This is a genomic window from Streptomyces sp. col6 (genome assembly GCF_008042035.1).
Lineage (GTDB): Bacteria > Actinomycetota > Actinomycetes > Streptomycetales > Streptomycetaceae > Streptomyces.
In genome coordinates this window covers 675094-695873 of the sequence record NZ_RDBL01000029.1, presented here as the reverse complement: position 1 = coordinate 695873, position 20780 = coordinate 675094, and the positions used below count along the sequence as shown (strand labels likewise).

At 73.1% G+C, this 20780-nt stretch carries 17 protein-coding genes, 2 tRNA genes and 1 riboswitch; of the genes, 11 read left to right on the top strand and 8 right to left on the bottom strand.

The window, feature by feature from the left end:
* The first annotated feature begins 13 nt into the window (after positions 1-13).
* The 6 genes from EAO73_RS32545 to EAO73_RS36955 all read left to right on the top strand — a co-directional run bounded on the left by EAO73_RS32545 (position 14) and on the right by EAO73_RS36955 (position 4900).
* The gene (locus EAO73_RS32545; RefSeq protein WP_224756568.1) at positions 14-2143 is read left to right on the top strand and encodes an FG-GAP-like repeat-containing protein; all 2130 of its coding nucleotides are present in this window, start codon (positions 14-16) and stop codon (positions 2141-2143) included.
* A 111-nt stretch (positions 2144-2254) separates the two neighbouring features.
* Positions 2255-2328, top strand: a tRNA-Lys gene (locus EAO73_RS32540).
* A gap of 229 nt (positions 2329-2557) precedes the next feature.
* Entirely contained in the window at positions 2558-3544 is a 987-nt protein-coding gene (locus EAO73_RS32535) for a phosphotransferase family protein (RefSeq protein WP_147975071.1), read from the top strand.
* Positions 3541-3909: a hypothetical protein gene (locus tag EAO73_RS36965; RefSeq protein ID WP_224756574.1), complete on the top strand. Its 369-nt coding sequence runs from the start codon at positions 3541-3543 to the stop codon at positions 3907-3909. Before EAO73_RS32535 ends, EAO73_RS36965 begins: the two co-directional genes overlap by 4 nt.
* A complete protein-coding gene (locus EAO73_RS36960) occupies positions 3813-4418 on the top strand; it encodes an MATE family efflux transporter (protein ID WP_224756567.1) in 606 nt (201 codons plus the stop codon). Before EAO73_RS36965 ends, EAO73_RS36960 begins: the two co-directional genes overlap by 97 nt.
* Positions 4370-4900 carry an MATE family efflux transporter gene (locus tag EAO73_RS36955; RefSeq protein WP_224756539.1) on the top strand — a complete coding sequence of 177 codons (531 nt, stop codon included), beginning with the start codon at positions 4370-4372 and terminating at the stop codon, positions 4898-4900. The genes EAO73_RS36960 and EAO73_RS36955 overlap by 49 nt, the downstream gene beginning before the upstream one ends.
* Here the strand turns inward: EAO73_RS36955 and EAO73_RS32525 are convergent.
* From EAO73_RS32525 to EAO73_RS32510, 4 genes are all read right to left on the bottom strand, one after another.
* On the bottom strand, positions 4881-5501 hold the full coding sequence (locus EAO73_RS32525) for a TetR/AcrR family transcriptional regulator (RefSeq protein ID WP_147975070.1): 621 nt from the start codon (positions 5499-5501) through the stop codon (positions 4881-4883). The genes EAO73_RS36955 and EAO73_RS32525 overlap by 20 nt on opposite strands.
* Before the next feature lie 25 nt (positions 5502-5526).
* A complete protein-coding gene (gene tsaD / locus EAO73_RS32520; RefSeq protein WP_191134330.1) occupies positions 5527-6570 on the bottom strand; it encodes a tRNA (adenosine(37)-N6)-threonylcarbamoyltransferase complex transferase subunit TsaD in 1044 nt (347 codons plus the stop codon).
* A gap of 82 nt (positions 6571-6652) precedes the next feature.
* Positions 6653-7060: an SHOCT domain-containing protein gene (locus EAO73_RS32515; protein ID WP_147975068.1), complete on the bottom strand. Its 408-nt coding sequence runs from the start codon at positions 7058-7060 to the stop codon at positions 6653-6655.
* 105 nt (positions 7061-7165) lie between these two features.
* Positions 7166-7522, bottom strand: a complete 357-nt coding sequence (locus EAO73_RS32510) for a hypothetical protein (RefSeq protein WP_147975067.1) — start codon at positions 7520-7522, stop codon at positions 7166-7168.
* A gap of 260 nt (positions 7523-7782) precedes the next feature.
* On the opposite strand from EAO73_RS32510, the gene EAO73_RS32505 reads away from it, so the two are divergent.
* The 4 genes from EAO73_RS32505 to EAO73_RS32490 all read left to right on the top strand — a co-directional run bounded on the left by EAO73_RS32505 (position 7783) and on the right by EAO73_RS32490 (position 11856).
* Positions 7783-7856: transfer RNA gene (locus EAO73_RS32505), tRNA-Met, on the top strand.
* A gap of 172 nt (positions 7857-8028) precedes the next feature.
* Positions 8029-9183: a PP2C family protein-serine/threonine phosphatase gene (locus EAO73_RS32500; RefSeq protein ID WP_412075726.1), complete on the top strand. Its 1155-nt coding sequence runs from the start codon at positions 8029-8031 to the stop codon at positions 9181-9183.
* A 211-nt stretch (positions 9184-9394) separates the two neighbouring features.
* Positions 9395-9548, top strand: a riboswitch (cyclic di-AMP (ydaO/yuaA leader).
* 11 nt (positions 9549-9559) lie between these two features.
* Positions 9560-10729 (top strand): M23 family metallopeptidase, encoded by a 1170-nt coding sequence (locus tag EAO73_RS32495; protein WP_147975066.1) that lies wholly within the window; start codon positions 9560-9562, stop codon positions 10727-10729.
* A 182-nt stretch (positions 10730-10911) separates the two neighbouring features.
* Entirely contained in the window at positions 10912-11856 is a 945-nt protein-coding gene (locus EAO73_RS32490; RefSeq protein WP_147975065.1) for an aldo/keto reductase, read from the top strand.
* A 62-nt stretch (positions 11857-11918) separates the two neighbouring features.
* On the opposite strand, the gene EAO73_RS32485 is transcribed toward EAO73_RS32490, so the two are convergent.
* The 4 genes from EAO73_RS32485 to EAO73_RS32470 all read right to left on the bottom strand — a co-directional run bounded on the left by EAO73_RS32485 (position 11919) and on the right by EAO73_RS32470 (position 17477).
* A complete protein-coding gene (locus tag EAO73_RS32485; protein WP_224756538.1) occupies positions 11919-13529 on the bottom strand; it encodes a PrsW family intramembrane metalloprotease in 1611 nt (536 codons plus the stop codon).
* A 116-nt stretch (positions 13530-13645) separates the two neighbouring features.
* Positions 13646-14488 (bottom strand): tRNA (guanosine(46)-N7)-methyltransferase TrmB, encoded by an 843-nt coding sequence (gene trmB / locus EAO73_RS32480; RefSeq protein WP_147975064.1) that lies wholly within the window; start codon positions 14486-14488, stop codon positions 13646-13648.
* A 72-nt stretch (positions 14489-14560) separates the two neighbouring features.
* Positions 14561-15811 (bottom strand): L-2-hydroxyglutarate oxidase, encoded by a 1251-nt coding sequence (gene lhgO / locus EAO73_RS32475; RefSeq protein ID WP_147975063.1) that lies wholly within the window; start codon positions 15809-15811, stop codon positions 14561-14563.
* Between the two features lie 91 nt (positions 15812-15902).
* Positions 15903-17477, bottom strand: a complete 1575-nt coding sequence (locus tag EAO73_RS32470) for a sporulation protein (RefSeq protein WP_147975062.1) — start codon at positions 17475-17477, stop codon at positions 15903-15905.
* A gap of 1174 nt (positions 17478-18651) precedes the next feature.
* Between EAO73_RS32470 and EAO73_RS32465 the strand changes: the two genes are divergently transcribed.
* Positions 18652-20763: an asparagine synthase-related protein gene (locus tag EAO73_RS32465; RefSeq protein ID WP_147975061.1), complete on the top strand. Its 2112-nt coding sequence runs from the start codon at positions 18652-18654 to the stop codon at positions 20761-20763.
* The last annotated feature ends 17 nt before the right edge of the window (positions 20764-20780 follow it).

Below are 20780 nucleotides of genomic sequence, written 5' to 3'. Positions count from 1 at the left end.
ACTTCTCTTGACCGTGTTCATACGCGGCCGCGCCGCCCTCGTCGGCGCCGTGGCCGGGGCGACCGTCCTCGCCACGGCCGCCGTACCGGCGAGCGCCGCCGATCCCGTCCCGGCCACCGTGGCGACGACCGGGGTGTACGGCCTCGACTTCGCCGGCGGGCTGCTGGTGACGGCGGAGCAGAGCGCTTCCGGCGACCGCATGGTGTTCGACCGCCGGGTGTCCGCCGACGCCGTGAGCGTGGGGGCGCGCGAGAGCCGTGCCTTCGCCGGGACCTACGCCAACGGCGCGCACCTCAGGACGGTGCCCTGTGACAACGGCGGCTGCGTCGACCTCATGGCCTCGGGCCACGGCGACGTCGGCGTGGTGTTCGTCGACGGCGACGACGCCGGGACCGAGGGCGTGCAGTTCCGCGCGCCCGGCAACTCGTACCACGGGACCGGGGCCCACGTTCCGACCGGTACCGCGCGGATCGTGGACACGACCGGACGGGCCTACGTCGTCAACGGGGGTTCTCCCGCCAAGCAGCAGGCGGGCATGTACCCGGGCTACACCTCGACCGCCACGCCCATCGTCCGCACCCCGGGCGCGGCCTCCGTCTGGGGGACGACGCTCTGGGCGGCGACCACCGCCACCGGGGCGCTCACCGCGACCGACCTGGAGACGAAGAAGGTCGTGGAGAACGCGGCCACCGGCGCTCCCTGTGTGATCAAGGAGGTGCGCGCGGTCGGCCGCTGGGTCTACTGGAACTGCGGGACGACCGGTGCCGCGGGTGTGTACGACCGTACGGCGAAGAAGTCGTTCACCGTGCCGTCCGGGCCCGCCCTCGTCGGCGACGGCTACCTCGTCCGGCACGACCGGAGCGCGGGAGAGCTGCTGCTCACCGACTTCCACACGGGCAAGGCCGCCGCTCCGCGCGTGATTGCGGCGCTCCCCGCGGGGAAGACCGCCGACCAGCGGCGGCTGACCTGGGCGGTGGACAGGTTCGGTGGCGACATCGCGTATCTCGACGCCGCGCAGAACATCCACATCGTGCCCAGCGGGGTGCCCGCGCAGCCCCTCGCGAAGATCGCCTCCGATGTCGGCGATCCGTACATGGACATCAAGGGGGTGAACGGGCTCCCGGCGTGGAACAGCACCTGGCAGTTCAACAAGCCCGTCTCCTGGACGTACACCGTCAAGGACTGGACGGGCCGTACGGTGCGCACCCTCAAGGGCGGTGACGGAACCGAGGCGGACGTCAACTGGGACGGCCGGACGGACGCGGGCGGATACACGGGCAACGGCCGGCACACCTGGACGCTGACGGCGACGCCCGAGGACGGTACGGGGAAGTACACCGCCACCGGCAGCATCTCGGTCGGCGGCGGCGAGCCGGGCTTCCACGACCAGGGCGCCTACAGCAACGGAGACCTGGTCACCCTCAACTCCTCGGGCGGGCTGACCATTCAGTTCGGCGGGCCCGGCGGGGTCTTCGACGGCAAGAAGTCCGGTTCCGGCTGGCCGGCCGGCACGGTGGCCGTGCCCTTCGCGGACACCGGCAGCGACCGCTGCGCCGAGCTCCTGGTCCGGATGCCGAACGGTGAGCTGCGGCAGTACACGGGCCGCTGCGGCCGTTCCGGTTACACACCGGGCAGCACGCACACCGTGATCGGCGGCGGCTGGCAGCAGTACGACGTACTGACGTCGCCCGGCGACCTGAACGGCGACGGCCGTGCGGACCTCGTGGCCCGTCAGAAGTCCACCGGCGACATCTACTTCTACGCGCGCGTCGCGGGCGGGAAGTTCGCCCCGAAGCTCCGGATCAACACCGACTGGCGGACGTACGCCCAGCTCACCGGCGCCGGAGACATCACCGGCGACGGCATCCCCGACCTGCTCGGCCACGACCGCAACGGCGGCCTGTGGCGCTACGACGGCCTGGGCAACGGCCGCTTCGCCGCCCGCGTGAAGGTGTTCACCGACTGGGGCCGCTCGTACAACACCATGGTCGGCGTCGGCGACCTGAACGGTGACGGCCGGAACGACATCGTCGTCCGCGACTCGGCGGGCAAGCTGTTCCGGAACAACGGCAACGGCAAGGGCTCGTTCGGCGCCCGTACGCAGATCGCCACCGGCTGGCAGACGTACAAGGGCATCTTCTGAGTCCTGGGCCATGAGCCCCTGAGCCCGCCCCACCCCGGTGACGGGGCCGCGCGGCCGATACCCGATCGGCTGCGCGGCCGGGGCGGGCTATGCTCGGGGGTGATCTGCCGAGGGCCGTTAGCTCAATTGGTCAGAGCAGCGGACTTTTAATCCGTTGGTTGTGGGTTCGAGTCCCACACGGCCTACCGACAGCGGGGGAGCGGTGACCCTCCGCCCGCAGAGGAGCGCCCCGTCCGGTTTCTTCCGGGCGGGGCGCTCTGTCGTTGGCGGGCGCACATCGCTATGGCCAAGAATATCGACCACGTGGTAAGTATTCGTCCCGGGTGTACCCGGCCGGGCCGGCCGCCTGCCCGGCACGGGGGTCTCGCACCTGCCGGCGGCGCCCGTGAGCACGCCACCAGCGAAGGGCAGGGCATGGAGAGCATCACCAAGAACCGGCAGCCCCCCGACGTACTGCGCGCCATGATCGAGCGTGCCTACGGGCCGGGGCAGGTCCCCGCCGGGGACGGATGGGCGAGTGAGCTGGGGCACGGCTGGTTCAACGTCGCCTATCGCATCCGGCTCCGCGACGGAGCCGACGTGGTGCTGAAGATCGCCCCGCCGCCGTATGTGGAGGTGATGACCTACGAGCGCGGTGCCATGTCGATCGAGCTGAACACGCTGGATCTCATACGCACCCGTACCTCGGTGCCGGTCCCGGACGTGCACTTCGCCGACCGGAGCCACGAGCTGTGCGACGCGGACTACTTCTTCATGCCGTACATCGACGCCGACAACCTCGGGATCGTCTCCGAGGGGCTTCCCGCCGCCGAGCGCGACGCCTGCATGGAACAGCTCGGCGCGGCCAACCGCGAGATCAACTCCGTTTGCGGTGACGGCTTCGGCCCGCTCGCCGGACCCCACGACGCGAGCTGGCGGCGGGTGTTCACCGGCATCGTCGAGGACGTCCTGCTCGACGGCGAACGCCGCGGGGTCGACATCGGCTGGGACTACGACACCGTGCGCGCGGTGGTCGCCGAGCACGCCGGCAGCCTCGACGAGGTGACCGAACCCCGTCTGGTCGAGTGGGACCTGTGGTCCGGCAACGTCATGGTCCGCGACGGCCGCATCGCCTGCGTCATCGACCACGAACGCGCCTTCTACGGCGACCCGTTGATCGAGGCGGGCTTCACCGGGACCCAGCTGTCCGCATTCGGCGACCCGACGCCCTTCATGCGCGGTTACGGCCACCCGGAGCTGACCGGGACCCAGCAGGTGCGACGCCGCCTGTACTGCCTCCACCTGATGCTGGTGATGGTCATCGAGACCGTGTACCGGGGCCACACGGACACCGAGCAGTACGACTTCGCCCGGCCCCTCCTCGACGAGGCGATGGCGCTGCTCGGCCGCACCCGCCGGTGACCTCCCGGCCCACCGCTCCCGCACCCGCCGACCACACCACCCGGCTCGGCACCGAGCCGGTGGGCCGGCTGCTGTGGCGGGCCTGTACGCAGACCACGGCCGCCGTCGGCGTCTACGGCGTCTACGCCCTGACCAACGCGTGGTTCGTCGGGCACGGCGTGGGCGACACCGCGATGGCCGCGGTCAACCTGGCCGCCCCGCTCCTGCTGCTGCTCGGCGCGGTGTCCACCACCGTGGGCGCGGGCGGCGCCTCCCTGATCTCCCGTGCCTGGGCGCGGGGGACCGGCGGGCCGCCGCCCGCGCCGCCGGCAACTCCTTCACCCTGTTCTGGTCCTGCGCCGCCGCCACCACCGTGCTCGGCCTGACCTTCCTGGACCCGCTCCTCGCCCTGTTCGGCGCCCACGGCGAACTGCGGGAGAGCGCACGTCCCTATGCCGTCGTGCTGCTGTGCGGAGCGCTCGTCTCCACCGGGTTCTCCAGCCTGGTGCGCGCCGAGGGGAGGATGGGCTACTCGACCCTCCTGTGGCTCGTCCCCGTCGCCGTCCAGATCACGCTCGACCCGCTCCTGATCTTCGGGCTCGGCATGGGGGTACGCGGTGCCGCCCTGGGCACCGTCGGCGGTCAGGCCGTCTCCGCGGCGATGAGCCTGTGGTTCTTCTTCGGACGGCGCCACCGCCCCTACCGCGTCGCCCCGCGCGACCTGCTGCCCCACGGCCCGACCCTGCGGGCGCTGCTGGGCATCGGCCTGCCCTCGTTCCTGGCCGGAACGGGTGTCACGCTCCTGGCCGTCCTCGTCAACGCCACGCTGCCGCCACCGGGTCGGCCGTGGCGCTGGCCGCGTACGCCGTCTGCGCCCGGCTCCAGACCTTCGTGATGATGCCCCACACCGGCATCGGCCAGGGCCTGCAGCCCATCGTCGGCTACAACAGCGGCCGCGGCCTTGCCGACCGCGCCCTGCGCGCACGCAACCTCGCGCTGCTCGCCTCCCTGCTCTACGGACTGCTCACCGCGGCGGTCCTCGCCCTGCTGGCCGAGCCGCTCGCCGGACTGTTCCTCAACGACCCGGCCGCCGTCACCACCGCCGGCCGGGCGCTGCGGGTCATCGCCCTCGGCCTGACCGTCGCCGGGATCGGCCCCCTGGTGGCGGCCTACTCCCAGTCCCTGGGCCGGCCGGCGCCCGCCTACCTGATGTCCATCGGCAGCCTGCTCCTGGTCAAGGTGCCGCTGATCGTGGTCCTCGGCCGGCTGGGCACCGGTGGCGTCTGGGCAGGACTGGCCGCCGGCGAACTGGCCACCGCCGCCGTGGCGCTGGTTCTTCTGCGACGGCTGAGCGGCGCTACGCCAAGGGTTCCCTGAGAAGCTGCTGCACGAACGCCCGCAGGACCCCGGCCATGTCCACCTCGTCCGGACTCGTCAGCCACTGCACCTGCAACCCGTCCATCAGCGCCACGAGGCCCACGGCCGCGGTCCGGGCGTCGACCCCGTCCCGCAGCGCCCCCTGCGCGGCCAGCTCCTCCAACGCGCGGTGCGCATAGGAGCGGACCATCTCGTAATGCCGCTCGAAGTACCCGTGCGCCGGATGGTCCGCGGGGGTCGCCTCGGCCGCCAGCCGTACGTACAACTCGACCATCCCCGCGTGACCGGCGTTGCGGCCGGCCAGATCCAGCAGATGGCGCATCGCGTCCCGGGGCGAGGACACCAGCGGCGCGGTCCGCGCGGCCTCCTCCTCGTCCCGCCGCTCCAGCACCGCCGCCAGCAGCGCCTCACGGCTGGGGAAGTAGTACATCAGGCCGACATGGCTGATCCCGGCCCGCTTCGCGATCTCCCGCAGCGAGGCACCGTGGTACCCCACGTCCCCGTAGGCCTCGGCCGCCGTCGCCACGATCTGCTCCCGGCGCGCACGCCCCTTCGCGTAACCGCCCGAGGACGCGGACTCCTTGGACCCACCAGCCGACATGACCTCATCATCGCAGCAGAGGTGATCAGCGGGCCGCGACCGGGTTGAGGGAGGCGTACTCCAGGGGAGCCGACGGGTCGATGGAGACGTTCAGCTGTGCCGGGTCGGCGCCCGCCCGTACGAGGAGGTCGCCGACGGCGGCGATCATCGCCCCGTTGTCGGTGCACAGGGTCAGCGGCGGTACGCGCAGCTCGACTCCCGCAGCGGCGCAGCGCTCCTCGGCCAGGGCCCTGACCCGGGAGTTCGCCGCGACGCCGCCGACCACGACGAGGGTGTGGACGTCGTACTGGCGGCAGGCGGCCAGTGCCTTGCGCGTCAGGACGTCCGCGACGGCCTCCTGGAGCGAGGCGGCGCCGTCGGCCAGTGGGATGTTCTCGCCGCGCAGGCGGTGCTGCTCGGCCCAGCGGGCGGCGGCGGTCTTCAGGCCGGAGAAGGAGAAGGCGTACGGGTCGTCCTTCGAGCCCAGCAGCGGCCGGGGGAAGGCGACGGCGCAGGGATTGCCGTCGCGGGCGGCGCGGTCGATGGCCGGTCCGCCCGGGTAGGGGAGGCCGAAGACGCGGGCGACCTTGTCGAAGCACTCGCCCGCCGCGTCGTCCACGGTGTCGCCCAGGTGCAGGATCGGATCGCGCACCAGGTCGCGTACGAGCAGCAGCGAGGTGTGGCCGCCGGAGACGATGAGGACCATGCACGGGTCGGGCAGCGGGCCGTGTTCCAGGGTGTCGGCGGCCACGTGCCCGGCCAGGTGGTGCACTCCGTAGAGCGGCACCTCCGCCGCGTAGGCCAGGGACTTCGCCCCGGCCAGACCGACCTGGAGGGCGCCGGACAGACCGGGGCCGGTGGTCACCGCGACGGCGTCGAGGTCCCGCAGCCCGAGCCCCGCCTGTGCCAGGGCCTCCTGGACGACGGGGGTGAACGCCTGGAGGTGCGCGCGGGCGGCGATCTCCGGCACCACTCCGCCGAAGCGGGCGTGCTCGTCCATGCTCGACGCCACGACGTGCGCGAGCAGCCGGCCGCCCGAGACGATCCCCGCACCCGTCTCGTCGCACGACGACTCGATGCCCAGCACCACCGGAGTCCGCACACACTCCCCTTCTCGCATTGGGATCGCTATTGCGATCCCAATGCAATAAGGTACTCGCCCGCTTCCGGCGTCAGACCAGGAGCTTCGACTTCGCGCGCTGGTACTCGTCCTCCGTGATCGCGCCCCGGTCCTTGAGATCGGCGAGCCGTGAGAGGTCGTCGACGTGACTGCCCTGGGGACCGTTGCCGCCTTCTGTGCCCGCCGCGTCCCTGATGTACGCCTTGAAGGCGGCGTCGCGCTCCTTCGCCTCCTGGGCGTCGCGCTTGCCCATGGACTTGCCGCGGGCGATCACGTAGATCAGCACACCCAGGTAGGGCAGGACCAGCGCCAGGATCAGCCAGCCGGCCTTGGCCCAGCCGCTGAGGTCGTGGCTGCGGAAGATGTCCATGATGACCCGGAAAAGCAGGAAGAGCCACATGATCCAGAGGAAGAACCAGAGCATCGTCCAGAACAGGTTGAGCAGGGGATAGTCGTCCATCGTCCACTCCCGGCGCCGTCGATATGGCTGAGTCAGAAATCAGTCATATCGCCATATGGGTGCGCGCGCCCGTCGAGAGGCAAGGGGCGGGGTGGGGTGCGGCGGCTACTTCTCCGGCCCGGAGGCAGTGGCCGGGGCCTTGTCGGTGTCTGCGCCGGGCGCCGTCTCCGTGCCTGCTCCGGAGTCCGGTACGGCGCCGGCGGTGGCCGCGGCCGCCTTCCTGCTGTTCACCATGATGCCGATGAAGCCGGCGAGGAACCCGCTGATCAGGCCCGATATCGCGTGGTTGGCCGCGTTGGCCGACTCGCTGCCCGGGAGGCCGATCGCCAGGTAGTTCACCGCCGCGCTCATCACCGCGCCCATCACGCCGCCGATGAGGCCGCCGGTGGCGGCGGCGCGTACCGGTGACGTCGGGGTCGCCGAGGGGGCGGGGGTGCGATCGGAGGCGAGCGGTGCGGTCATGGTCGGGAGCCCTCCAGACAGGCTGCGATCAGAGACCGGGAGCGGCCCCGGGCGCGCCGTCACGCACGGTCGGAGGCCTGCTCACACGGGCAGCCCGCCGAGCCGGGGGGTGCAGCAGATACCTTGCGACAGAACACATGTTCCTCGCAATACCTTCTCGTTTTCGGCACTTTGGCGTTCGGGGGACGGCGGGTGCGTACGGGTGTGCGAGGCGGGTGGTCATGAGTGCTCCGAACATGCCGTAGAGTTGGGTTCACCGACGCGGGGTGGAGCAGCTCGGTAGCTCGCTGGGCTCATAACCCAGAGGTCGCAGGTTCAAATCCTGTCCCCGCTACTGAAGGATCAGGCCCGGCACGCAGGCAGCGTGCCGGGCCTGATGCGTTGTCGGCGTACGTGCTTCGCCCCATCGGCGGCCGAGGAGTCGCCGGCCGGCCGGACGGCGGCGAGGCTGGGGGAGGTGCGCGGTACCGTCCGCGGCCGTGGCTGCACCGGGCAGGAGACCGCAGGTGGGGAAGTGGGAGCGACGGTGGCGTGGCGCGGGGAGCCGCCGGTTCGTCCGGGTGCTGCCGGTGGCGATGATCGTCATCGGCGTGGTTTTCGACCTCTTCACGCCGCCGTCCTTCACGGCCGTGCCGATGTTCGCGGCGGCCCCGTTGATCGCGGCACCCTTCTTCGGTCTGGCCACCACGATCCGGGTCGGGACCGCCGCGGTGCTCGCCGTCGCCGGGATCCGGTTCTACACCGGGGACCTGATCGAGGTGGTCTCGCTCATCGAGATGATCACCGTTCTCACGGTCGCCGTCCAGGCCTGTGTGATCAACCGGGTCGTGCGGCGCGGCAACGAGCAGCTGGCGTCGGCCCGGATGATCGCCGAGACCGCCATGCGGGCCGTGCTGCCCGCGCCTCCCGAGCGGATCGGCGGACTGCAGGTGGCCGCGCGGTACGAGGCGGCTCAGGCGGACGAGTTCGTCGGGGGTGACCTGTACGCGGCGGCCGATACCCCGTACGGCGTGCGGCTGGTGCTCGGGGACGTGCGCGGGAAGGGGTTGCAGGCGGTCGGCGCCGTGGCGGTGGTGATCGGTGCGTTCCGGGAGGCGGCTGAGCAGGAGAAGTCACTGGAGGGCGTGGCGCAGCGGCTGGAACGCGCGCTGGCGCGTGAGTCGACCCGCGGCGGCGGATTCGACGCCTTCGAGGAGTTCGTCACGGCCGTGCTCGCGGAGATCCCGCCGGGCGGACAGCTCGTGCGGACCGTGAACCGGGGCCATCCCGACCCGTTGCTGCTGTACAGGGACGGTGCGGTGGACGCCCTGACGCCCTCGGAGGCCGCGCTGCCGCTGGGGATGGGCCTGGGGGTGCGGCCGGACCGCTCGGACGAGTGGGAGCTGCCGGCCGGCGGGACGCTGCTGTTCTACACGGACGGCCTGTCCGAGGCCCGCGACGCCGAGGGTGTCTTCTACGACCCGGCGGAGCGGTTGCGCGGGCGCCTCTTCCCCGGGCCCGAGGAGCTGTTGTCCGCGCTGACCGACGACGTGCGGCTGCATACGGGGGGCGAGTCGACCGACGACATGGCGCTGCTCGCGGTGGCGCGGCCGGCGAAGGGGCAGCCCGACCGGCGCAGGACCGTGAAGATCGTCAAGCGGGACGCGACTCTGAGTGATTGAAGGACGTCGCTCCGCATAACATTTGACGCAACGTCAGAAAACGGGTAGTGGCCGAGTGTTATTCAACTCGCCCGATTCCACCCACTTGTGTCCCGTAAAGTCCAGGCCAAGGACATGAACGATCAGTGGGAACGGCTTGGAATCGGAGCCGTCTGTCTATTAACGTTCGATAACGCAGCGCGGTTGTCCCAGCCGCCGTCAGTGGCGGCACCGTGCGCGAGCGCCGAATTCCGCAAGGGAACCGGGGAACCACCTACATGGGGTGAATCGGGCATCTCTGTCTTCACGAGAGGCGGAGGAACCCGTAGGAGACCTTCCTGCTCCGAACCCGTCAGCTAACCCGGTAGGCGAGAAGGAAGGAAAGGAGTGCGCCCGCGTGGCGTCCAACAAGCCTGCCCCCGAATCCCCTTCACGGTTCGTGCCCGAGTACGGCGCCGACTTCGCGACCGGCCCCGGCACCGCGTACATCCCGGAACAGGGGAGCGACTACGCGACCGATCGGGGCAACGGCTTCGGCACCGGCGCCGGGTTCGGCAGCGGCTTCCGCGCCGATGAGGCCGAGGCCGAGCGGGCCTGGGAGGAATGGAACCCCACCGAGGAGTCCGTCCGCCCCGTCCGCGGCAAGCACCGAGTCGCCAAGCAGCGCAATGGTCTGGCCCGTAGCTCCACCGTCCTCGGCGTCGGTGTCATCGCGGCCGTCGGCGCGGGAGGCATGGCCACCGCGCAGAGCAAACCGCCGGTCTCCATCTCTCTTCCCGATTCCATCTCGGACAATCTCCCCGACGCCGCGTCACTTCCCGGCGTGGGTGCGCTGTTCTCCGGCGAGGCCGAGGCCGAGACGCCCGCCGTCGCCACCGCCGCCGCCCCGCTGACCACCGCCGGCATCACCACCACCGAGGCCGAGCAGGGCACCACGGACGCCGGTGAGGCGCTGCGCGCCCGCATCCTCCAGCAGGCGGAGCAGCAGCAGGGCGCCGCCGACGCCGAGGCCAAGGCGGCCGAGGAGAAGGCCGCCGCCGAGAAGGCCGCCGCCGAGGCGAAGAAGCAGCAGGACGCCGCCGAGGCCAAGGCCGCCGCCGAGAAGAAGAAGGCGGAGGAGGAGGCGAAGAAGAAGGCCGAGGCGCTGCGCCTGGCCAAGCTCGCCGCCAGCTACTCCCTTCCCACCTCGTCGTACACGATCACCTCGACGTTCGGCCAGGCCGGATCGATGTGGTCCTCCGGCTATCACACGGGCCTCGACTTCGCGGCTCCGACCGGCACCCCGATCAAGGCCATCCACACCGGTACGATCAAGTCGGCCGGCTACTCCGGTTCCTACGGCTACCGCACGGTCCTGGAGCTGGAGGACGGCACGGAGCTGTGGTTCTGCCACCAGTCCTCGATCGACGTCAGCATCGGCCAGAAGGTCACCACCGGCGACACCATCGGCCGCGTCGGCGCGACCGGCAACGTGACCGGCCCGCACCTCCACCTGGAGGTCCACACCCCGGACGGCACCGGCATCGACCCGATGGCCTGGCTGCATGCCCGCGGTCTGACCGTCTGACTCTTCCGCAGTAGTTCCCGCGACCCCGGGACGGCCTTCACCGTTCCCGGTCCGCGGCCTTCCGAACCCCGGCAGCCCTGACGCACACCCCCCGACGTCAGGGCTGCCGGTCTGCGTGGGGGCACCTGACCGGATGTATGGGGCACGGAATAGCGGGGTGGCCGGAAAGCGTTGTTCCCTCTATGACTTCACTGCGCAACCTCGGCCCGTCCGGCCTCCAGGTCTTCCCGCTCTGCCTCGGTGGAAACGTCTTCGGCTGGACCGCCGGCGACGAGCAGTCCTTCGCCGTGCTCGACGCGTACACGGGTGCCGGAGGCAACTTCGTCGACACCGCCGACGCCTACTCGCACTGGGTTCCCGGCAACGGGGGCGGCGAGTCGGAGACGGTCATCGGCAAGTGGCTCACGGCGCGCGGCAACCGGTCCGACGTCGTGGTGGCCACCAAGGTCGGCGCCCTCCCCGGGTACAAGGGGCTGTCGGCGCCCACGATCAAGGCGGCCGCCGAGGAGTCGCTGCGCCGGCTGAACACCGACTACATCGACCTCTACTACACGCACTTCGACGACGAGACCGTCCCGGTCGAGGAGATCATCACCGCCCTCGACCAGCTGGTGAAGGACGGCAAGGTGCGGGAGATCGCCGCGTCCAACATCAGCCCGGAGCGGCTGCGCGCCTCGCTGGAGTTCTCCGAACGCGAGGGGCTGGCCCGCTATGTGGCGCTCCAGCCGCACTACAACCTCGTCTCCCGCGACACCTACGAGGGCGAGCTCCAGGACACCGCCGCCGACGCCGGGCTCGCCGCCGTGCCGTACTTCGCGCTGGCCGCCGGCTTCCTCACCGGCAAGTACCGCCCGGGTACGGACGTGGACAGTGCCCGCGCCGGGAGCGCGGCCCGCCACCTGGAGTCCGAGCGCGGCCGGCGGGTGCTCGCCGCGCTCGACACGGTGGCGCGGGAACGGGACGCCGAGATCGCGACCGTGGCCCTGGCCTGGCTCGCGTCCCGGCCGACGGTCGCCGCGCCGATCGCCTCCGCCCGTACCGTCGAGCAGCTGCCCGCCCTGCTGGCGGTCGCCGACCTCCGCCTGACGGACCAGGAGCTGTCGGTGCTCACCGAGGCGTCGGCCTAGGAGGCCTTTTCCGGCTTCCGCCCCGGCCCCGGCAGGGTCCGGCTCCCGTCGCCGGCCGTGGGTCAGGCCGGGGGGTGGCCAGCGTAGCCGGTGCCGGTGTGGGGCTGTGGGCCGTACGGCGGCGGGGCGAAGGGCCGAGCCGCGGTGTGCGGCTGCGCGGGCTGTTGGCCGTACGGCTGTGGGGCGTACGGCGGCGGGCTGCTGTACGGGTTCGGGGCGGCGTACGGGTTCGGGGCCGCCGCGTAGGGACGAGGGGCGCCGTACCCGTGGTGCGGCAGAGGGGGCGGGAAGCCGGGGGGCCGGCGGTGCGTGGCGCGGGCCGCGTACGCCAGGGCCGGGGCCGCGATGTCCCGGCGCTGCCACAGGTGGTGCAGCAGCTCCAGCTCGCGCGCGGCGAAGTCCGGGTCCGCCGCGCCCCGGCGGGCCTGGCGGCGCAGGAAGGCGAGGGACGTCGCGAACCCCTCGTACTCGGCGACCGTACGCGCCGCCGCCCTGCCCTGCTCCTTGGCCTCCTTGACCCGTCGGGCGTGGGCCGGGGCCGATGCGTGCGCCGGGTGGTACGGATACCCGAAGGCGTTGCCCGCCGCCTCGTACCGCCGGCGGGCCGCGGTCCTGGCCAGGGCGCGGGCCCGCATCGAGGCGAGGACGTGGGGTTCGGCGGGGGAGATCCAGCCGGCGTCGGCGTACGCGGGGAGCTCGACGGCCAGGGAACGCAGCTCCTGCCGGCGGGTCCGGACCGCCAGCCAGGTCACCAGGCCGAAGACGGGGACCATGAACCCCCCGTAGACGACGTAGAACCCGTACCGCCCGAGGTGCGGCGAGCCGTTCCACAGGGCGTGCAGGCCCATCGCGAGGACCAGGCCGAGCAGCGGCATCACGACGCGCCGTGCCCGCCGGCCGGGCCCGGCGCTCGCGGCGATGCCGAGGCCGATGCCCGTCAGGACGGTGAAGAGCGGGTGGGCGAACGGCGTCATCACGGCCCGGACGAGGAACGTCATCACGGTCACCGCCGCGAAGCCGGAGCCCATCTGCCGGTCCTCGCCGAAGGCGTTGCCCAGATAGAGGATGTTCTCGGTGAAGGCGAAGCCCGTCGCCGTGAACCCGGCGGCCACCACGCCGTCGACGATCCCGGTGAACTCCCGCCTGCGGAACAAAAAGAGCAGCAGGACGGCCGCCGCCTTGGCGCTCTCCTCGACGACCGGTGCTATGACCGTGGCGCCCAGGGTGTCCGCGTTCCCCGGATCGGCGTCGGCCATCCACTGGGCGGCGAGGGAGTTGGCGAGGATCGCGATCAGCGCGGCCGCGCACGCGCCCCATGCGAAGGCGAACAGCAGGTTGCGCCACGGGCCGGGGTCGACCCGGTCCAGCCAGCGGAAGGCCGTCATCAGCACCGGGACCGGCAGCACGGCCAGGCCCAGACCGACGAGGAAGCCCTCGGTTCCGGTCTCGTCGCGGACGAGGGCGAGGATCACGACACCGCAGAGCGCCAGCAGCGTGAAGACGGCGACGACTCGGAAGGTCCGGTTCCGCCACAGCGTGCCGACGCGGCGCGGCCGGTAGCGCCAGTGGGCCCGCTCCGGGACGGCAGCCAGGATCTCGGCGGCCCGCTGCTCCTGGAGCACCGGGACGGCCGGCTGATCCTGCCGTTGTCGCTGAACAGACCCGTCGCACACCCCTCGACCCTAACGAGCGGGTCCGACAACGGCCATGGCGCCTGCGGCGCTGCGGGCCGGTCCGGACGCGGTCGGGGGCGGGCCCGCGCGGCCGGCCGACGCCGGGGCCCTGCCGGTCAGACGCGGGCGAAGAGCAGGTCGTGCACCACATGGCCCTTGCCCAGGCCCTGGCCCTCGAACCGGGTCAGCGGCCGGAACCCGGGGCGCGGGGCGTAGCCTCCGTCGGCCATCGTGTTCTCGAAGCGGGGGTGCGCGGTCAGGACTTCGAGCATCTGCTCGGCGTACGGTTCCCAGTCGGTCGCGCAGTGCACGATGGCCCCGGGCTTCAGCGGGCCCGCGACCAGGTCCAGGAACTCCGGCTGGATCAGCCGGCGCTTGTGGTGGCGGGTCTTGGGCCACGGGTCGGGGAAGTACACCCGCAGCCCGTCCAGCGACTCCGGCTCCAGCATCTCGCGCAGCAGGATGATCGCGTCGCCGTTGGCGACCCGGACGTTGGTCGAGCCGTTCCGGTCGGCGAGGCCGAGCAGGTTGCCCTGGCCGGGCGTGTGCACGTCCACGGCGAGGATGCCGGTGCCCGGGTCGTCGGCCGCCATCCGCGCGGTGGCCTCGCCCATGCCGAAGCCGATCTCCAGCACCACCGGCAGCCCGTCGAACATCGCGGGCAGGTCGAGGACGCTCAGCCCGTCGATGTCCAGGCCCCACTGGGGCCACAGCCGCTCCAGGGCGTCCTGCTGGCCCGGCGTGACCCGGCTGCGGCGCGGCTGGAAGCTGCGGATGCGGCGCTCGTGGTGCGAGCCGGCCGGGTCGGCCGCGGGGCCACCGGGGAAGCGGGGCTCCTGGCGCATCCGGCGCGCGCGCTCCAGCGACGCGGCCCGCAGGTCGTCCGGGATTCCCGCGGTGGTGGGGGCGGTGCCGTCCGGCTCGGCGGGGTCGCCGGGCGTCGGACGGGAGGGGTTCATGGGCTCAGACACAATGCTCTGATTCTACGGGGCGGGGCGCCAGGGGGCGTCCGGCGCCAGGGGGCGCCCGGGTCAGCCCGCCGTCGCCGGGGCCGGCGGCCGCCACCCGGCCGCCCTGGCCCGGAGCAGCGCCCGGCGGGCCACCTCCCGCCCGATCGGCAGCGAGGCGGTTGCGGCGGGCGACGGGGCGTTCAGCACATGCACCGTGTGCGGGGCCTCGCGGATCAGGAAGTCGTCGACCAGGGTGCCGTCCCGCAGCACGGCCTGGGCGCGGACTCCGGCCGGCGAGGGGCGCAGGTCGTCCTCCGTGACCTCGGGCAGGAGGCGCCGGACGGCCTCGGTGAACGCGCGCTTCGACAGCGAGCGGTGCACCTCGCCCGCCCCGTACCGCCAGTGCCGGCCGGCAATGCGCCACGCGCCCGGCCAGCTCAGGGTGTCCATCAGTTCGCGGGGCCGGACGACCGGCCAGCCGTAGCCCTCGCGGGCCGCGGCGGGCACCGCGTTGGGCCCGACGTGGACGGAACCGTCGAAGCCCCGGGTCAGATGGACACCGAGGAACGGGAACGCCGGATCGGGCACCGGGTAGACGAGGCCGCGCACCAGCTCGGGCCTTGCCAGCTCGTAGTACTCCCCCCGGAACGGCACGATCCGCATGCCCGGCTCGTCGCCGGCCAGCCGGGCGATCCGGTCACAGTGCAGCCCCGCGCAGTTCACCAGCACCCTCGCCCTGACCACCAGGCCGTCGGCCGTGCGCACGGCGACGCCCCAGGGGCGGCGGTCGATCGCCGTGACCTCCGCGCCGAACCTGATCGCCCCGCCCGCGCCGCGCACCTCGTCGGCGAGCCGCCCGGCGACCGCCCTGAAGTCGCACACCCCCGTCGTGCCGACCCGGATCGCTGCGAGGCCCCGCACCTTCGGCTCGTACTCGGCGATCTGCGCGGGCCCCAGCTCGCGCACCGGCAGTCCGTGCTCACGGCCGCGCTGGACCAGCGCGTGCAGCCGGGGCAGCTCGGCGCGGTCCGTGGCGACGATCAGCTTGCCGGTCACCGCGTGCGCGAGGGAGTGCTCCCGGCAGAAGTCGACCAGCTCGGCGCCGCCGCGCAGCGCGTACCGCGCCTTGAGCGAGCCCGGCGGGTAGTAGATCCCGCTGTGGATCACCCCGCTGTTGCGCCCCGTCTGATGGCGCGCGGGAGCGTCCTCCTTCTCCAGCACCGTCACGCGGGTGCCCGGTGCGGTGCGCGTGAGCGCGTACGCGGCCGACAGGCCGACGATCCCGCCGCCGATCACCAGCACATCGCAGTCGTACGCCGCGTGCGTCATCATCACGCCACCTCCCACCCCGATAGTGCACTGACCCACTGACAACGGACTCAAACCCGTTCGGCGAGCCTGGCGCTTCCCGAGGAGCGGAGGTTTATGCCGGGGCGACCAGCAGGGGGCGGGCGCGCTCGCGCAGCTCGACGACGCGCGGCTCGTCCCCGTACGGCTCCAGCCGGTGCAGCAGGTCGCGCACGTACTCCGTGGTCCGTGCCGACGAGATGCGGCCCGCCACCTCCACGGCCCGGGTGCCCGCCGCGCAGGCCGCGTCCAGATTGCCCGATTCCAGCTCGGCGACCGCCGATACGACGAGCCGCAGCCCGTGCGAGCGGACGAACTCCTCGGTGGGCCGGGACAGCGCCTGTTCGGTGAAGCGGCGGACCTGGCGGGGCGCCTTCAGGTCGAGGTGGCACTCGGCGGCGTCGGCCGCGAATCTGTCGTACGAGTAGAAGCCCAGCCACGCCGGGTCCGCGTCGCCCTCGCGTGAGCGCTCCAGCCAGCTCTCCGACGCCTTGAGCGCGGCCCCTGCGGCCGGCGCGTCATTCGCCTTCGCGTGGGCCCGCGCCTCGACCAGGCGGAAGAAGCTCATCGTGCGCGCGGTGGCGAGGCCCCGGTTGCGTTCGACGGCGGCCTGCGCGAGGTCGACGCCCTCGTCGGCGAAGCCGCGGTAGGTCGCCTGCAGCGACATCGACGCCAGGACGTAACCGCCGAGCGGCACGTCGGCCGCCGCCCGTGCCAGGCGCAGTGCCTGGATGTAGTAGCGCTGGGCCGCCTCCTGCTGGCCGGTGTCGAAGGCCATCCAGCCGGCGAGCCGGGTCAGCTCGGCCGCCGCGCCGAACAGCGCGCGGCCGACCTCGTCACTGTACGAACCGAGCAGCAGCGGGGCCGCGTCGACGCGTAAGCACTCCGGGACCATCGACGAACGCCAGTCGCCGCCGCCGTACTTGGAGTCCCACCGGCGTGCGTCCTGGGCGGCCTCGCGCAGTTTGGAGACGTCGCTGTGTCCCACGCGCAGCGAGGAGGCGTCGCCTCCGGACTCGGGGCCGGGCTGCGCCGGGATCAGCAGGCTGTGGCCGGGGACCGGCGGGGTGCCGTGTCCCTGGGAGGGCGATGCGGACGGGGCGGGTGCTCCGGCGGGGCCGTGCGCCCCCGGTGCGCCCTGCGCGCCGGGCGGCTGCCCCCCGGCCGTCGCCGCTGTCCGCGCCACCGACGGGTCGGCGGGGGATATCAGCCAGCGGGACGCGGGTGTGGCGTACGCGCTCACGGAGAACGAGCCCGCCAGCGACTGCCAGATCCCGCCGCTGCCGGCCCGCCGCCCGGCCAGATCCAGCCGGTACAGCTCCGTCGCCGAGCGCACCGCCGCGTCCACGTTGCGCGGGAAGGCCAGGCCCACCTCCGGCGCCGGATCGGCGTCGGCGAGCCCGATCTCGTGCAGCGGGACGGGCCGGCCGAGCTTGGCGCCGATCGCCGCGGCGATGAGATGGGGCGCGGCGCCCTGCGGCACCATGCCCTTCGAGACCCACCGGGCGACCGACGTCTTGTCGTACCGGAGGGTCAAACCGCGCTGCGCCCCGAGGTCGTTGACCCGCCGGGCGAGCCCGGCGTTACTGATTCCCGCGAGGGCGAGAACGGTGCCGAGCTTCTCGTTCGGTCCGCGTTGCTCCCTGGACATGGCCACCCCTCGACACACAGACGGCAGCCGCGTCACCGTCACGGCGCGCGGCATTCGTACCGTGTTCTCCCCAGGGACGAACCCTGTCACTCCGCCCGCACACGCATTTGGCCGTGCCCCGGGGAATATGCCGCCCTGCTGAGAACATCAGTGCACCCAGCGTAGTTCGTCGCATCCCTACCGTTAAGGGCTGGACGTCCGTATGGCGGGATTGTTGTCCGTCCCGGCCGCCCGCGGAGAGCTGTGGGGCGGGAGGGAACGCGAGGGACGTCCGGGGCGGTGGGGGCGAACACGCGGCGGAGGAAGGGCGAAGGAAAAGCGGGGGAACGGCGAGGGAGCGGGGGAGGGTGCGTGGAGGCCGTCGGTCCGGAACTCCGGGCCGTCCGCGGCGGCTTGGGGGACCGGCCTCGCCCCCGTGGGGAAAGGCTCGTCGTCCGGCCCGCCTCCGCCCGCCGGCGGGCGCGGACCGGCGCGCGGGGCATACGGACGCGGCGCCGCCCCTGTTGCTCGTGGCCGCTCGTCCGAGGTCCCTCCGGGGTCCTCGCGCGTGCCCCCCGGTGTGTGGCTGTGCGCCTGTACGTGCGCTCTGGCCCGGTCCCGGGGGCGGCGCTTGCATGGGTGCTGCGTGGATCGGCTCGCTGCGCTGGACGCAGGGGGCTGGGGGATATCGCCGCCTCATTCCCCGCAGGCGGTGGACCGGTCCGGGGGGCCGGCCGCGGAAGCCGCGGCACAATCAGCATGAATGCGGGTGAAAGAGGTCAATCAATCACCGGGCCAACGGTTCCTGGTGGCGCCGAGATTGGCCGGATGTCGACGGTCGGACGAGGTCGGGCCGGGGGACGGGTGGACCTCCCCGCGGCCGGGCCGGCCGGGCGCGGGCGCTGGCCGGAACCGGGCCGTTCGCGCGAAGCGGGAGCGGGGAACGCAACGCCCGGAATCGACAACTCCGTTGGCCTCGGGGGCGACGCGCGCGAGCCGCGGAGGAGATGTGATTCCCGGCGTCCGCCCTGCGGCCTTTGCCAGGGGCGCATGCGCTCACGACGTGCGCCGTCCGTAGCCACTCCTGCACGCCGTTGTCGTGGCAGCATGTCCGCAACGGCGCCGATCGTCACCGGAGTTCTCCGGGTGCTTGCCTGCCGCGCCGTTTTTTTGTCCACAGCCTGTGGAGGCGGCGATGCGTTGGTTGGTGGGTTGGAGCAGTATCGCCGCGAGCTTCGGCACGGCCGGGGCGGTCGGCGGCAGCGACGACGGGCGCACGATGCACCCCGTGGGCTCCCAACTCCTGTGGGGCGACCCCGATCCGCTCTGGGCGGTCGGCGACTGGCGGCCCGACGAGATCCGCACCGTGCGGGTGGACACCGCCGAGGGCGCCCCGATGGTCCGGCTCGCCGTCCTCGGCTGCTGCGGCGCCACCGACGAACAGCTGCGCGTCGGGCTGCTCGCCGCCCGGGGCGGTGCCCTGCGCCACCTCACCGCGTGGACCGGCAGCTACACGGCCGTCGTCCAGATCGGCCGCCGGATCACCGTCGTCGGCGACCTCGCCGGAGCCCGCCCGGTCTTCTACACACCCTGGGCCGGCGGCACGGCGTACGCCACCGCCGCCCTTCCCCTCGCGGACCTCATCGAGGCCCAGCTCGACATCGGCCACCTGGCCGCGCTGCTGGCCTGCCCCGAGACACCCGAGGCGCTGCGCGACGGCACCCCCTACGCGGGCGTGAAGCGCATCCCGCCCGGCCACGCCCTGATCCTCCGCGAGGGCTCGCGGGAGATCACCGGGTACGAGGCCGTGGCCTCCCTCGCCGTGGCCGCGCCGGAGCTCGATCCGGTGAGCGCCGTCGACGGGGTGCGCGACGCGCTGGTCGAAGCGGTACGCGCCCGATTGCTGGCCCCGCGCCACGCCCCGGAGACCCTGCCCCCCGACCCCGGACCGGTCCCCGGCATGGGCCCGGCCGAACGCCGCGCCGCCCGGGGCGCGCCCGTGCCCGGCATCGGCGCCGACCTCTCCGGCGGCAGCGCGTCGGCGACCCTGGCCCTGCTCGCCGCCGGTCTCCCCGGACTGCCCGGCACGATCCTGGGCCACGGCACCGGTGCGGGGGAGCGGCTGCTCGCCGTCACCTTCAACGACCTGACGACCCGCGCCCACGAGCCCGAACTGGAACGGGCCCGCGCCATCGCGGCCAACCCCCGGCTCCACCACGTCGTCGTCGCGGCGGGCGAAGAGGCCCTGCCCTACGCCGAACTGGGCACCGGCGCGCTCACCGACGAGCCCGCCCCCTCCCTCGTCCTCGCCGAACGCCACCGGCGCCGGCTCTCCGCGGGCAGCGCCGACCACTTCGTGGGCGCGGGCGCCCGGCAGGTGCTCGACGCCCACCCGGCCCGCCTCGCCGACCTGTTGATGGACCGGCGCCGGCGCCATCTGCTGCGCCCGGTCGCCGCCCTCGCCAAGGCCGAAGGGCCTTCCGCGCACTCGTTGTTCGTGCCGCTGACGGTCTACCGGGCGGCCCGCAAGCTGGCCCGTACGTCCTACCGCACCGGCCTCGAAACGGCTGCCGGACGACTGCCCGACGCCAACCGGCTCGCGCCCGGCCTCGACACCCCGGCCGAGGCCTCGCTCGCCGCGCTGGCGTGGTCGAGACCGGGGCCGGCCGCCCGGTGGCTGACCGGAGAGGCGCTCGCTGAAGTATCGGTTCGCCTCCAGGAGGCGGCGATCCGCCCCTCCTCCGTCCAGCGCCCCGGCGAGGCCCGCGCCAGGGCCGCCCTCGCCCGCAGCGCCGCCGACCACCGCATCCTGGAGCAGGCCGCCGAGATCCGCAGTCAGCGGCTCCACGCCCCCTTCCTCGACAACCAGGTCGTACGCGCCGCCCGCGCGCTCCCCGAGTCCCTGCGGGTCCAGCCGGGCGCCCGTGCGGCGATCCTGCGCCGCGTGCTGGCCGGTGCGGGCATCCACGAGCTGCCCCCCGGCTGGGGAGCGCCCTCGCAGCACACCTCGACCGCGGTGACCCGGACCGGTCTGCGCGCCGCCCTGCCCGAGCTGATCGCCCTGTTCGACGCCCCGCTGCTCGCCGACGCCGGCCTGGTGGAGGCCCGCGTCGTCCGCAAGGCCCTGCGCGCGGCCTCCGAGGGCGAGCCGCTGCCCCTGGACGGCCTGGCCGACCTCGCCTCCACGGAACTGTGGCTGCGCCGCCTCGTCTCACGGCGCGGCACCTGCTGGACGGGTACGGCGGCCCCTCGCCAGCGTGCGGTCGCCGGCGGCGTGGTCCCGGCCCGGCGCTCGCTCCAGGGCTGAGCCCGTTCCGCCGAGCG